The 12,301-nt window shown below is 69.3% G+C and carries 11 protein-coding genes and 1 tRNA gene; 5 read left to right on the top strand and 7 right to left on the bottom strand.

Annotated elements, in window-relative coordinates; translation table 11 throughout:
- Positions 1–9 precede the first annotated feature (9 nt).
- The 3 genes from ITJ67_RS14425 to ITJ67_RS14415 form a co-directional block, all read right to left on the bottom strand.
- On the bottom strand, positions 10–987 hold the full coding sequence (locus ITJ67_RS14425; RefSeq protein ID WP_104241709.1) for a ribose-phosphate diphosphokinase: 978 nt from the start codon (positions 985–987) through the stop codon (positions 10–12).
- 34 nt (positions 988–1,021) lie between these two features.
- Positions 1,022–2,467, bottom strand: coding sequence for a bifunctional UDP-N-acetylglucosamine diphosphorylase/glucosamine-1-phosphate N-acetyltransferase GlmU (glmU, locus tag ITJ67_RS14420; RefSeq protein WP_104341228.1), 1,446 nt, complete (start codon positions 2,465–2,467; stop codon positions 1,022–1,024).
- Positions 2,468–2,541: 74 nt separating this feature from the next.
- A tRNA-Gln gene (locus ITJ67_RS14415) sits at positions 2,542–2,613 on the bottom strand.
- 122 nt (positions 2,614–2,735) lie between these two features.
- Between ITJ67_RS14415 and ITJ67_RS14410 the strand changes: the two genes are divergently transcribed.
- From ITJ67_RS14410 to ITJ67_RS14395, 4 genes are all read left to right on the top strand, one after another.
- The gene (locus tag ITJ67_RS14410) at positions 2,736–3,188 is read left to right on the top strand and encodes a YybH family protein (RefSeq protein ID WP_194678093.1); all 453 of its coding nucleotides are present in this window, start codon (positions 2,736–2,738) and stop codon (positions 3,186–3,188) included.
- A gap of 128 nt (positions 3,189–3,316) precedes the next feature.
- Positions 3,317–3,922 carry a MarR family winged helix-turn-helix transcriptional regulator gene (locus ITJ67_RS14405; protein WP_160070695.1) on the top strand — a complete coding sequence of 202 codons (606 nt, stop codon included), beginning with the start codon at positions 3,317–3,319 and terminating at the stop codon, positions 3,920–3,922.
- Between the two features lie 56 nt (positions 3,923–3,978).
- Positions 3,979–5,805 carry an ABC-F family ATP-binding cassette domain-containing protein gene (locus ITJ67_RS14400; protein ID WP_160070694.1) on the top strand — a complete coding sequence of 609 codons (1,827 nt, stop codon included), beginning with the start codon at positions 3,979–3,981 and terminating at the stop codon, positions 5,803–5,805.
- Between the two features lie 121 nt (positions 5,806–5,926).
- Complete coding sequence (locus ITJ67_RS14395; protein ID WP_194678092.1) at positions 5,927–6,280, top strand: hypothetical protein; 354 nt, start codon at positions 5,927–5,929, stop codon at positions 6,278–6,280.
- Between the two features lie 540 nt (positions 6,281–6,820).
- On the opposite strand, the gene ITJ67_RS14390 is transcribed toward ITJ67_RS14395, so the two are convergent.
- The 4 genes from ITJ67_RS14390 to ITJ67_RS14375 all read right to left on the bottom strand — a co-directional run bounded on the left by ITJ67_RS14390 (position 6,821) and on the right by ITJ67_RS14375 (position 11,629).
- A complete protein-coding gene (locus ITJ67_RS14390; protein ID WP_194678091.1) occupies positions 6,821–7,573 on the bottom strand; it encodes a MerR family transcriptional regulator in 753 nt (250 codons plus the stop codon).
- A 176-nt stretch (positions 7,574–7,749) separates the two neighbouring features.
- On the bottom strand, positions 7,750–9,099 hold the full coding sequence (locus tag ITJ67_RS14385; protein WP_194678090.1) for a M20/M25/M40 family metallo-hydrolase: 1,350 nt from the start codon (positions 9,097–9,099) through the stop codon (positions 7,750–7,752).
- Between the two features lie 127 nt (positions 9,100–9,226).
- Entirely contained in the window at positions 9,227–10,570 is a 1,344-nt protein-coding gene (locus tag ITJ67_RS14380; protein WP_194678089.1) for an LLM class flavin-dependent oxidoreductase, read from the bottom strand.
- A gap of 18 nt (positions 10,571–10,588) precedes the next feature.
- The gene (locus ITJ67_RS14375) at positions 10,589–11,629 is read right to left on the bottom strand and encodes an LLM class flavin-dependent oxidoreductase (RefSeq protein WP_194678088.1); all 1,041 of its coding nucleotides are present in this window, start codon (positions 11,627–11,629) and stop codon (positions 10,589–10,591) included.
- A gap of 259 nt (positions 11,630–11,888) precedes the next feature.
- Between ITJ67_RS14375 and ITJ67_RS14370 the strand changes: the two genes are divergently transcribed.
- A complete protein-coding gene (locus tag ITJ67_RS14370) occupies positions 11,889–12,296 on the top strand; it encodes a GNAT family N-acetyltransferase (RefSeq protein WP_160073200.1) in 408 nt (135 codons plus the stop codon).
- Positions 12,297–12,301: the final 5 nt, after the last annotated feature.

Genomic DNA, 12,301 nt, shown 5'->3' with positions numbered 1-12,301 from the left:
CCGTGGTGGCTAGGCGGCGCCGTCGAACATCGAGGTGACCGATCCGTCGGTGAAGACCTCGGTGATCGCGCGAGCGAGCGTCGGGGCGATCGGCAGGATCGTGAGCTTGTCGAAGCGCTTCTCGGGCGGCAACGGCAGCGTGTCGGTGACGACGACCTCGTCGATCGCGTCCGAGCTCAAACGCTCGACGGCCGGGTGCGAGAACACGGCGTGCGTGGCCGCGACGACGACGCCGATGGCACCGGCGGCCTTGAGCGCCTCGGCGGCCTTCACGATGGTTCCGCCCGTGTCGATCAGGTCGTCGACGAGCAGGCAGACGCGACCCTTCACGTCACCCACGATCTCGTGCACGCTCACCTGGTTCGCGACCCTCGGGTCGCGGCGCTTGTGGATGATCGCCAGCGGGGCATCCAGCTGATCGCTCCACACGTCGGCGACGCGCACGCGCCCCATGTCCGGGGACACGACGGTGAGGGTCGCCGGGTCGAGCTTCTCGCGGAAGTGCTGCAGCAGCACCGGCATCGCGAAGAGGTGGTCGACGGGCCCGTCGAAGAAGCCCTGCACCTGCGGGGCGTGCAGGTCGACCGACATGATGCGGTCGGCGCCGGCCGCCTTGAAGAGGTCGGCGACGAGACGGGCCGAGATCGGCTCGCGGCCGCGACCCTTCTTGTCCTGACGCGCGTACGGGTAGAACGGTGCGACGACCGTGATGCGCTTCGCCGACGCGCGCTTGAGCGCGTCCAGCATGATGAGCTGCTCCATCAGCCACTCGTTGATGGGCGGGCAGTGCGACTGGAGCACGAACACGTCGGCCCCTCGCATGCTCTCGCCGTAGCGAGCGTAGATCTCGCCGTTCGCGAAGGTGCGCGACTCGGTCTCTCCGAGCTCGATGCCCAGTTCTGCGGCGACTGCCTCGGCGAGCTCAGGATGAGCTCTGCCCGAGACGAGAACAAGTCGCTTTTCCGTGGAGGTGATGATGCCAGACACGCTGTACCGCCCGTTTCCTGTGCTTGCTCTGTTGTTACGCGTTCGGTGTGGAATCTGCCGCAGAGGCCGCCTCGGCGGCCTCTGCCGCGGCGGTGCCCGCTCGGTTCTTCAGCACCCACCCCTCAGCATTGCGCTGAGGTGCGACGTTGATGGCGAGTGCACCAGCCGGAACGTCCTTGCGGACGACGGTCCCGGCCCCTGTGTAGGCTCCGTCGCCAATCCTAACCGGGGCGACGAAGACGTTGTGCGAGCCGGAGCGGACGTTGCTGCCCACCGTGGTGCGGTGCTTGTTCACCCCGTCGTAGTTGGCCGTGATCGTGCCAGCGCCGACGTTCGAGTTCTGACCCACCTCGGTGTCCCCGATGTACGAGAGGTGCGGGACCTTCGAGCCGTCGCCGATCTGCGCGTTCTTCGTCTCCACGAACGTGCCGATCTTGCCTCCGGCCCCGAGGATCGTGTTCGGCCGCAGGTACGCCCACGGGCCCACGGTCGCACCAGCGCCGATGACGCTGAGGGTCGCGTCGGTGCGCTTCACGACGGCGCCCTCGCCGACCTCGCAGTCGACGAGCGTCGTGTCCGGCCCGATGATGGCCCCCTCGGCGACGGACGTCGCCCCGCGCAGCTGGGTTCCGGGGAGCAGCTCGACGTCTCGGCCGAGTGAGACGTTGCCCTCGATGACGGTCGTCGCCGGGTCGTGCACCGTGACGCCCTCGAGCTGCCAGTGCCTGATCTGACGCGCGTTGTAGTAGCGCTGCGCCTCCGCGAGCTGCACACGGTCGTTGATGCCCTGCACGATCTCCGGATCGGTGACGGCGATGGCCTCGATGCGCCCCGCATCCGCCTTGATGAGCTTCGCCGCGTCGGTGAGGTACTTCTCCCGCTGCGAGTTCGAGTCGTCGATTCGGCCGAGCACCTGACGCACCGTGCGGGCGTCGAACGCGTACACCCCGGCGTTGATCTCGGAGATGCGCAGCAGCTCCTCGCTCGCGTCCTTGTGCTCGACGATCTCGTCGAAGTCGCCGCCGGAGGAGCGCACGATGCGCCCGAAGCCCGCGGGCTCCTGCACAAACGCGCTCAGCAGCGTGAGCTGGTTCTGCGCGCGCCGGTGCTGCTCGATCATGCGCCCGATCGTGCCGGAGTCGAGCAGCGGCACGTCGCCGGAGAGCACGACGACGACGCCGTCGAAGTCAGCGGGGAGCGACTCGAGGCCGACCTCGAGCGCACGACCGGTGCCGGGGACCTCGTCCTGGTCGGCGAACTGCGTGTCGGGGGCCAGATCTCGGATCGCCGAGACGACGCGGTCGCGATCGTGGCGGACCACAGTGACGGTGTGCGCCGGGCCGAGCTCTGCGGCCGTGTGCAGCACGTGCCCCACGAGCGGGATGCCGCCGAGTCGGTGCAGCACCTTCGGGGTGCTCGAGCGCATCCGCGTGCCCTGGCCAGCCGCCAGGATGACGATTGCGAGTTCTCGATCGGTCACAGATCCTCCTCGTTGTGGGCGCCGTGATTCGAACGCCATCACGGTCCACGGTGGCATGCAGCACCCCCGCGCCGCTCCTCCCCCAGGATTCGAACCTGGACCTAACAGCTCCAAAGGCTGTCGTGCTGCCGTTACACCAAGGAGGAACGTGCCCGCTCACGCGCGCACTCGCCAATTGTGCCAGAACCGGAGAGGCCGCGGGCAAGCGCCGCTGGTGCTGTGGAGGGGATTGGGCCAGACTGCGAAGCAGAAGACACAAGGAGGCGTCATGTCCGAAGCTCTGTCCATCGCGCGGCGATTCACCGACACCTACTCGGCCGCCGTCGCAGGGCGCGACAAAGGGGCCATCATGTCGCTCTACGCGCCCGATGTGCGCGTCTTCGACCTCTGGAGCACCTGGTCCCACGAGGGAGCTGACGCCTGGGGCACCTCACTCGACGCCTGGTTCGACTCCATCGAGTCGGGCACGCACGCGGCCACCTTCACCGATCTGCGGGCCTACGGAGACCACGACGTCGTGGTTGTCGAGAGCTTCGTCCGCTACTCCTGGCAGAACCCCGAGGGCCAGCTCGAGTGGATGGACAACCGCCTCACCTGGGCGATCGTGCAGCACAAGGGCGAATGGGTGGTCGCGCACGAGCACACCTCAGCCCCCGTCGGCGCCGACGACGGCCTCGTCGTCACGAAGCGCGAGGTGGACGCACACCACCCGAACTCCTAGGAACCGAGCGTTCCGCCGCGGCAGGGAGACCGCGCCGCGACGAGTCGGCGGACGCGCCGCCCCGGCAGAACGGGGCCCCACAGCTGGCGCGTCGACGTGCTCTCGCGGGACTCGCCATAATGGGACGTATGGATGCCCCCAGACGTGCAGCTCACCCGCGTGACGTTCCGCGCGCGACGGTCGAGCTCAGCGAGGGCAGGCACAGCGAGGGCGTGCACGGCGGCCGCGCCGCGCATCCGACCGACACGGTCGACACGATCGTGCGCGACTGGTCGCGGGAACGGCCCGACCTGGACGTCGACCCGCTGCGCATCTTCTCCCGCGTGAAGCGCATCGCGAAGCAGCTCGACGCGCTCCGCAAGGCCGCGTTCGCCGAGACCGGGCTCGAGCTGTGGGAGTTCGACGTCCTCTCGGCGCTGCGCCGCGCCGGATCCCCGCACCGCCTCAGCCCGAAGCACCTGCTCGCGTCGAACCTCGTCTCGAGCGGCACCATGACGAACCGCATCGACCGCCTTGTCAGCCGGGGGCTCGTGACCCGTGAAGTCGACCCCAACGACGGTCGCGGCATCCTCGTCACCATGACCGCCAACGGGCGCGATCTCGTCGACCAGGCCCTCACTCGGCTCGTCGCCGCCGAGCGCGAGCTGCTCGCCGAGCTCGACCTCGAGACGCGGGACGACCTCGCGACGGCCCTGCGCACCCTCTCGCTCCGAATGGACGACCCCGCTCACTGAGCTCCCACCCCAGTCGCTCGGAGGGCGCCGGGCCTCGCCGGCCTTAAGCTGGTCTGATGGCCCATCTTCTCGGCGCGGAAGCGCTCCACCTCGAGTTCCCGACTCGAGTCGTCTTCGACAGCGTCTCCGTCGGCATCCAAGAGGGCGACCGCATCGGCATCGTCGGACGCAACGGCGACGGCAAGTCGACCCTGCTCAAGCTGCTCGCCGACCGCATCCAGCCCGATGGCGGCAAGGTCACACGGCGGCGGGGCGTGCGCGTGGGGATGCTCGACCAAGCAGACACCCTGGACCCGGAGCTCACCGTCAAGCAGGCCATCGTCGGCGACATGGACGACCACGACTGGGCTTCCGACGCGAAGATCCGCGACGTCGTGAACGGGCTCGCGGGCGACCTCGAGTGGACCGACAAGATCGGCGACCTCTCCGGCGGCCAGCAGCGCCGCGTGGCCCTCGCGGCCCTGCTCATCGGCGACGACGACATCATCATGCTCGACGAGCCCACCAACCACCTCGACGTCGAGGGCATCGCCTGGCTCGCCAAGCACCTCAACGGCCGCTGGTCGAAGAACCAGGGCGGGCTCGTCGTCGTGACGCACGACCGGTGGTTCCTGGATGCGGTGTGCGAGACGACGTGGGAGGTGCACGACCGTGTTCTCGACCCGTTCGAGGGAGGCTACGCGGCGTACATCCTGCAGCGCGTCGAGCGCGACCGGCAGTCTGCCGCCATCGAATCGAAGCGGCAGAACCTCATGCGCAAGGAGCTCGCGTGGCTGCGCCGCGGCGCCCCGGCGCGCACGGCGAAGCCGAAGTTCCGCATCGAGGCCGCGACGCAGCTCATCGAGGACGAACCTCCCGTGCGCAACCCCGTCGAGCTGTCGCAGCTCGCGACGGCGCGCCTCGGCAAGGACGTCGTCGACCTGCTCGACGTCGGCGTCACCTTCGGCGACAAGGAGGTGCTCCGCGACATCGAGTGGCGCATCGCACCTGGCGAGCGCACCGGCATCCTCGGCGTGAACGGGGCGGGCAAGTCGACGCTCCTCAACCTCGTCGCGGGCACCCTCGAGCCGACGAGCGGCAAGGTGAAGCGCGGCAAGACCGTCAAGATCGCGACGCTCTCGCAGCGCCTCGCCGAACTCGACGAGCACCAGAACGACCGCGTCCGCGAGGTCGTCGCGCGCCAGAAGTCGAGCTACGTTTCGGGCGGCAAGGAGATGACGCCGTCGCAGCTGCTCGAGCGCCTCGGCTTCACGACCACACAGCTCCAGACCCCCGTGAAGGACCTCTCCGGTGGTCAGCGTCGGCGCCTGCAGCTGCTCCTCATCCTCCTCGACGAGCCGAACGTGCTCATCCTCGACGAGCCCACCAACGACCTCGACACCGACATGCTCGCCGCGATGGAGGACCTCCTCGACACGTGGCCGGGCACCCTCCTCGTCGTGTCGCACGACCGGTACCTGCTCGAACGCGTCACCGACCAGCAGTACGCAGTGTGGGACGGCGGCTTCCGCCACCTGCCCGGCGGCGTCGACCAATACCTCGAGCTGCGCGCCAACAGCCTGAAGGGCTCAGCCCCCGCGACGCTCTCCAGCACGACGGATGCGACCGCCGGCGGTTCCTCGTCGGTTTCAGCCTCCAGTGCCTCCGGCCTCTCCATAGGCGGCGCTGACCGCCGCAGCGCCGAGAAGGAAGTGCAGGGCATCGCCCGCAAGATCCAGAAGATCGAGCAGTCCATGAAGAAGGTCGACGCCGAACTGGCCGCCCACGACCAGGGCGACTACGAGGGACTCGGGACCATCACCGCCAAGCGGCAAGCCCTCGCGGCCGACATCGACGCGCTCGAGGAACGCTGGCTCGAGCTCTCCGAGATCCTCGAGGCGTAGCGGCTCGCGGGCGGCAGAGCAGCTCACCAGGGGCAGACTGGGAGCAGACCAGCAGCTGGAGACCGGCAGCAGACCGGCAGCTCACCAGAGGCAGGAAGCCTGCAAGCGTAGTCTGGCGAACATGAGCCCGATCATCGGTGTCAGCGTCACGCCGCCCGCGGACTACGATCCTCTCGGCGCGGGCACCAACGAGGATGTGCCACCGAGCTTCGCCTGGGTCGCGGCCTCGAGGTTCCGACTCGACATGCTCAACAACCGGCCCCTGTGCGGTGCGGGAGACCCCGAACTGCTCGTCGGCTCGGCCGGTGAGGTGCGCATCCACTTCCCGATCGTCGACCCGGACGCCATCTGCATCCTCATGCTCGCGCCCGTCTCGTTCGAGTTCGAGCTGCCGGAGAGCGCGAGCAGTCGCCCGCTCACCATCACCGTCACCTACGAGGGCGGCCCGCAGGTCGACACGGCGACGCTCGCCTGAGCACCCCCGGACAGCCCCGGATGCCCTGAGCGCCCCTGAGCACCCTGAGCGCCCCCGGAAGCGCCCCCAGTAGCGCCCTGCATCCCACCTCCCGGCGCACCCCACCCCCACCTCCCCGCGCATCCCAAACCCGCGCATCCCTCAGGTCGCCTGCGCAGGAGTCACCCAGATGCATCTTGCGCTCGACGGGGAGATGCATCTCCCTCACTTCTGTGCAGGGGGGGGGAGATTGGCTGTGTGGGGACGCCCGCGCGAGGCGGAGCGCACAGGACGCGCATAGCTACGGCCCGCGGGCCCCAAAGCCACAAGCTGAAAGGCAAAAGAGTCAGCGAGATGCATGCTTCGGTCGCTACGAAGATGCATCTCGCTGACGTTTGTGAGAACTCGGTCGACTCGAGCGATGGATGCCGGTGCTGGTCCGCTCAGGGACGCCCCGGCTGCAGGCTCCGCAGGGCGTGCACCGCTGGTCGAGGGAGCAGCTCGGCTGGTCGTGTCGAGCCAGCCGAGGGTTCAGCTCATCTGGGTGATAGTGCAGCTCGGCTAGTCGAGGGTGTGCTCGGCGTAGATGCGCATCGCGTCGCGCACGAACTCGGCGCCCGTCGCGTGGACGCGCGTGTAGTTCTTGGCGAAGCGCTCGTCGGTGACGTACATCTCACCGAGGTTCGTGAACAGCTCGGCCGTCGGGGACTTGCCCTGCCAGCTGTCACTGATCCACGCGAATTGGCGGGCGGCGGCCGCCTGCGCCTCGTCGCTGCCAGGCCTGAGCCCCGCCGACTGGGCCGCGCTGAACGCATCCTGGATCTGCGTCTGCTCCTTCAGGAAGCCCTTCTTGCCGTCCGCGCCGAGGCCGCGCCACCACGTGTCGCTCTCGGCAGAGGCTTCGGCGCCCCACCGCTCCTCGACCTCGTCCTTGTACTGCGTGTGGTCGAATCCGTCGAACATCTGCTCGGGCATGAGCTGTTCCTTTCCCTTGAGTGCGGCGAGCGTCGCACGCACCGATCCGATCTGCGTCGTGAGGCGGCCGCGCTCGTCGTGCAGCCAGCCGAGGTGCGCCTCGAGCGCACCGACATCGTCGCTGCGGCCGGCGAGGGCGTCTCCGATCGCTGACAGGCCAACGCCCAGCTCGCGGAGGAGCAGGATGCGCTGCAACCGAACCAGCGCGCCCTCGTCGTAGTAGCGGTAGCCGTTGGCGCCCGTCCGGCTCGGCCGCAGCAGGCCGATGCTCTCGTAGTGGCGCAGCGTCCGCGACGTCACCCCCGACCGCTTCGCGACTTCGCCGATCGACCATTCCATGGCGGGCGTCCTCTCGCTCAGATCGTGTGAGCGGCTCCCCCGTTCTCGGGAGATCCGAACCGCTCGAGAACGACTGTAGAAGTTGACGCTGCGTCAAGGTCAAGCGGGTGCACGAGTTTGCCCGAGCCCCCGAACGGACGCACCGACTGGCGCGTCAGGCGCGCGTCAGGCGCGCGTCAGGCCGAGAGGAAGCCTCGGACGACGTGATCGAGGCCGCGCACCGTGAGGTCGATGGACTCGAGGTCGAGCCGCTCGTTCGCGGAGTGGAACCTGTTGCGGGCGACCGAGAAGGTCAGCTCGGAGCTCAGGATCCCGAACCCGAAGGCGTTCGCGCCGTGCAGCCGGTAGAAGCGCGCATCGGAGCCGCCGACCCCGAGGATCGGAGCGGGCTTCGCTCCTGGCACGAACTCGGCGAGGGCCTCTTCGATCTGCCCGTAGAGGCGAGTCGTGGTGGCCGACTCGTTCGCTGGCGAGAACCACTCCCCCTCGACGCTCACGAGGCCTGGGAACTCGGCGGCCACGGCAGCGAGGTGTGCCTCGACGTCCTCCTCGGTCACGCCTGGCAGCACTCGGATGTCGAGCGAGATCGACCCGCTGTCCGGGATGACGTTGACCTTCGACCCGGCGTCGACGACGGTGACGGCGACGGTCGTGTGCGTCCAGGCGTGGACAAACGGGGCGAGATCGCCGAGCTCGGGGTGCGCGCTGAGCTCGTCGATGGCCTCGTCGATGGTGTCGGGATGCGCGAGCCGCGTGCTCAGCTCGGTCGGAAGGTCAAGGGCTGCGAGCGTGTCGATCCACTGCTCGCTGATGCGGGGCTTCGGCGCGCCGGCCTGGAGGCGGTCGATGACCTTGGCGAGGGTGACGGCCGCGTTCGATCGGCCCCACGGAGCCGAGGCGTGCGCCGCGTCGCCGCGCACGACGATGCGCCGCGGGGCTGCCCCCTTCTCGCCGACGCCCACCGTGATGGCGGTGCTGCCGATGCCGCCGAGGCGCGCGCCTCCCCACTCGGTGAGCACGTTGTCGGCGGCGATCGTGGCCCAGTCGTGCTCGGAGAACCAGCCGACCCCCGCCCGACTGCCCTGCTCCTCGTCGGCGACGGCCGCGAACACGAGGTCGCCGGTGGGGGCGAAGCCGCTTGTCGCGAGGCGCTTGAAGATGACCGCGTAGGAGGCGGTGAGGAACAGCATGTCGACGGCACCGCGCCCCCAGACCTCGCCGTCGACGAGCTCGCCCGAATGCGGCGGATGCGCCCAGTCGCTCGCCTTCACGGGAACGACGTCGGTGTGGCCGACGAGGGCCAGCGATTCCGCAGCAGCGTCACTGCCCGTGAGGCGTGCCACGACGGAGACACGACCGGGGAACGGCTCGACGCGCGCGAGCTCGACGCCGCTGCCGGCGAAGAACTCCTCGATGACCGCCGCCGCCCGCCACTCGTTGCCCGAGTCGAGCGCACCGTCGTTGACGGTCTCGGCGCGGATGAGCTGCTGCAGGAGGGTGACGGTCTCGTCGCGAAGCGAAGTCATTCCCCCATCCTCGGCGGAAGGTGGCCGAGGCGCGCGCCGGAGCGTTGCGCGGAGTAACGAGCCAGGCCGCAGGGGCTCACGCGGCCCCTCTTGTCAGGTCTTCCCACCTTCACCGAGGTGCCCCGGCTCAGACGCTCGCTGGCACCAGGTCCCCGACGACGGCGGGCAGACCGAGGTTCTCGCGCAGCGTCGTTCCCGGGTACTCGGTGCGGTAGGAGCCGCGCTCCTGGAGCGCCGGGATGAGCTCGTCGACGATGTCGTCAAGCCCCGAGGGCACGAGGTACGGGGTCAGGTTGATGCCCGTCACGGCTCCGCTGCGGGCCAGCTCGGTGAGTGTGTCTGCGACCTCGTCGACGCCGCCGACGAATCCACGCTGCGAGGAGAGGTGGATCACGAACTCGCGGATCGACAGCCCGAGCGCCTCCGACTTCTCCCGCCACTGCTGCGCGAGCTCGAGCGCCTTCGCGTTCTGGAACGCGCTGCCGCGGGTGCCGTCGGTGACGGCCACAACCGGATCCTCCACAGGCAGCGGACCGTCGGGGTCGAGGTGGGAGAGGTCCTTGCCCCAGAACTGTTCGAGGTAGCGAAGCGACGTCGAGGGCGAGATCTGGTGCTCGCGCACCCAGCGGGCTTTCTCCTCCGCCTCCTTGGGGGTTCTGGCGACGATGATCGTCGCGCCGGGGAAGAACGCGAGCTCGTCGCGTGCACGGCCGAACTTCGTGAGCCGCTCGCGCAGATCGGCGGCGAACGCCGTCGCACCCTCCAGCTCGGGGTGGGCGGAGAAGATGACATCGGCGTGCTCGGCACCGAAGTCGCGCCCCTGGCTGGAGTCGCCGGCCTGGAACAGCACGGGTCGCGACTGCGGGCTCTGCGGGAGGACCCGCTCGGAGACGAAGCGGATGAACTCACCATCGAAATCGACGCGGCCCCGGTTCGCCCACAGTTCCTTGGCTGCCCGCACGAACTCAGCCGCCCGGTCGTAGCGGTGCTCATGCGCGAGGTGACCGCCGCGGCGGAAGTTCGCGCCGGTCCACGCGTTGTCGGTCGTCACGATGTTCCACGCCGCGCGCCCCTCGCTGAGGAGGTCGAGGCTCGCGAGCCGGTAGGCCAGGTCGGCCGGCTCGTTGTAGGTGGTGTTCTGCGTGGCGACGAGGCCGATCTTCTCGGTGATGGGCGCGAGCGCGGCGAGCTGCGTGATGCCATCCGGTCGCCCCGCCACGTCGTTGTCGTGGATCCTGCCGAGATGCTCGCGCAACCGCAGCCCCTCACCGAGGAAGAAGGCGGAGAAGAGTCCGCGTTCAGCGGTCTGGGCGATGCGCCGGAACGACTCGAACTCGGTCTGCGATCCGCTCTGCTCGCTTGACCAGATGGTCGTCGAGTTCACGCCCTGGAAGAAGACGCCGAACTGGATCTGGCCCGCGTCCGCCGCTCCCGAGGCAGGCCGCGTCGGGCCTGTGCTGTGCTGTGTCATCGTCGTGATCCTTCGCGTTCAGAGAGCCTGGGCGGCGTAGCGGTTGACGGGGTGCGCGAGCCCGAGAGCGTCGCGCAGGTGCTCGCCGGCGCGCGGCGAGGTGAAGACGCCAGCGCGGCGCAGCGCTGGGAGCACGGCGCGGCCGAGCTCCTGCACATCCGCGTCGAAGTCCGCGGGCAGCACGCGCACGCCGTTCGCGAACGACGCGACCTCGGTGATGAGCTCGATGAGACCGACCGCATCGCCGGAGTAGTGGATGCGCCCCGCCGCCTGCGTGTCGGCCGCGGGCGCACCGGCCCGGTCGGCCGCGGGGCGTCCTGGCGCATCGAGCGCAACCGAGACCTCGACGATCGTGCGGGCGATGCCTTGGGAGTCGGCCTGCCCGGCCGCGGCGCTCGCCTCGAGGACCGTGCGCTCGCGGATGAGTGCGACGTCGACGAGCTCGGGTGCCGCCGAGCCGTAGGGCGCGAACGTCGGGAGCAGTCCCTGGTGCGGGCGCGGGATGATGGACGGGCCCTTCACGCTGAAGCGAGCGCCCTCGAAATCGGCGTAGTGGAGCTTGTCGCGGTCGAGGTAGCGGCCGGTCTCGACATCGCGGATGACGGCGGCGTCCTCCCAGGAGTCCCAGAGCCTGCCGAGCACTTCGATGGTGTCGTCGAGTTCAGTGCGGCGGGCCTCAGGCCCATCGAGCGGGGGCCGGTCGAACGCGGCCGCTTCGACCTCGCTGCCGTCGACGTCGCCGATCCACCCTGCCCTGCCGTGCGACGCGTAGTCGAGCGTCGCGAGCTGCGTCGCGAGGTGGAACGGCTCGACCGCCGAGACCCGGATGAGTGGCACGAGGCCGGTCGCCCCGGAGAGCGGGGCGGCGAACGCGGCCTGCTCGATGGCGTCCAGCCGCGGAGCCGTCGTCGCGAGGTCGCGGAAACCCGTGTCCTCGAACGTGGCGATGGTCACGCCGAAGCGCTCGAGCGCGGCGATCGCTGCGCGGATTCGCTGTGGGCTGACGCCCTCGCTGCCCGCTTCGACGGCGATGGCAAACGGCGGGTTCTCGTGAGTCATGCCTCGAAGACTAGGAAGCGCACGTCGCCGCCTGGATGTCGACGCTTCACCTGCCGCCCCGGGAGGACTTCTGGCGCAACACTGGGTGCGAGCCTCGTGAAGTGAGGCGTACGGTACCCACCAATGAGCAGCAGCCCGCCTCCCACTGGAGCGGACCGCACAGCCCCGACCGTGGAAGGAGCATGAAGATGACACACACGACAACAGGCCTGAACTTCATGTGCCAGCAGCGCGTCGAGACAGGCAGGCCGGTCCTGCAATGAGCCTCGGGCTGCACACGTCGATCGGCAACGCCGTCCGTGTGACCACCACCCGAGCGGGCAGCGGCCGCGTGGAGTTCCACGCGATTCCCTTCGACGGCACACGAGTCGTCGCGAGCGCGGTGCTCTCCGGCCCCCTCGACGCCGTCGGTTCCGAGCTCGTGTTCGACGAGCTCTGGGTTGCCCCGGACGTGCGCGGAACCGGCATCGGGACCCGCGTGACGAGGGCCGCCATCACCTGGGCGGACCTGCACCTCGCAGCCGGAATCGACACCTACGTGCCGGAGGAGAACGTTGCCATGCAGCGCCTGCTGGAGCAGCTCGGCTTCGAGCGTCGGCCCGAGCTCGAGCACGGTGAGGAGAGCTGGACGCAGATCTTCGCGCTCACCCTCGAGCTCGCCGGTTAGCTCAC

This window comes from Pseudoclavibacter sp. VKM Ac-2867 (genome assembly GCF_015351275.1).
Lineage (GTDB): Bacteria > Actinomycetota > Actinomycetes > Actinomycetales > Microbacteriaceae > Pseudoclavibacter.
This window is presented reverse-complemented; position numbering and strand designations above follow the sequence as displayed.

What these genes read in the sequence shown, in the direction of transcription:
- ITJ67_RS14375 (WP_194678088.1), bottom strand. Translation starts at nt 11,629, where the DNA reads ATGACTCACGAGAACCCGCCGTTTGCCATCGCCGTCGAAGCGGGCAGC.
- ITJ67_RS14395 (WP_194678092.1), top strand. Translation starts at nt 5,927, where the DNA reads ATGAGCCCGATCATCGGTGTCAGCGTCACGCCGCCCGCGGACTACGAT.
- ITJ67_RS14380 (WP_194678089.1), bottom strand. Translation starts at nt 10,570, where the DNA reads ATGACACAGCACAGCACAGGCCCGACGCGGCCTGCCTCGGGAGCGGCG.
- ITJ67_RS14390 (WP_194678091.1), bottom strand. Translation starts at nt 7,573, where the DNA reads ATGGAATGGTCGATCGGCGAAGTCGCGAAGCGGTCGGGGGTGACGTCG.
- ITJ67_RS14385 (WP_194678090.1), bottom strand. Translation starts at nt 9,099, where the DNA reads ATGACTTCGCTTCGCGACGAGACCGTCACCCTCCTGCAGCAGCTCATC.
- ITJ67_RS14405 (WP_160070695.1), top strand. Translation starts at nt 3,317, where the DNA reads ATGGATGCCCCCAGACGTGCAGCTCACCCGCGTGACGTTCCGCGCGCG.
- ITJ67_RS14400 (WP_160070694.1), top strand. Translation starts at nt 3,979, where the DNA reads ATGGCCCATCTTCTCGGCGCGGAAGCGCTCCACCTCGAGTTCCCGACT.
- ITJ67_RS14370 (WP_160073200.1), top strand. Translation starts at nt 11,889, where the DNA reads ATGAGCCTCGGGCTGCACACGTCGATCGGCAACGCCGTCCGTGTGACC.
- ITJ67_RS14410 (WP_194678093.1), top strand. Translation starts at nt 2,736, where the DNA reads ATGTCCGAAGCTCTGTCCATCGCGCGGCGATTCACCGACACCTACTCG.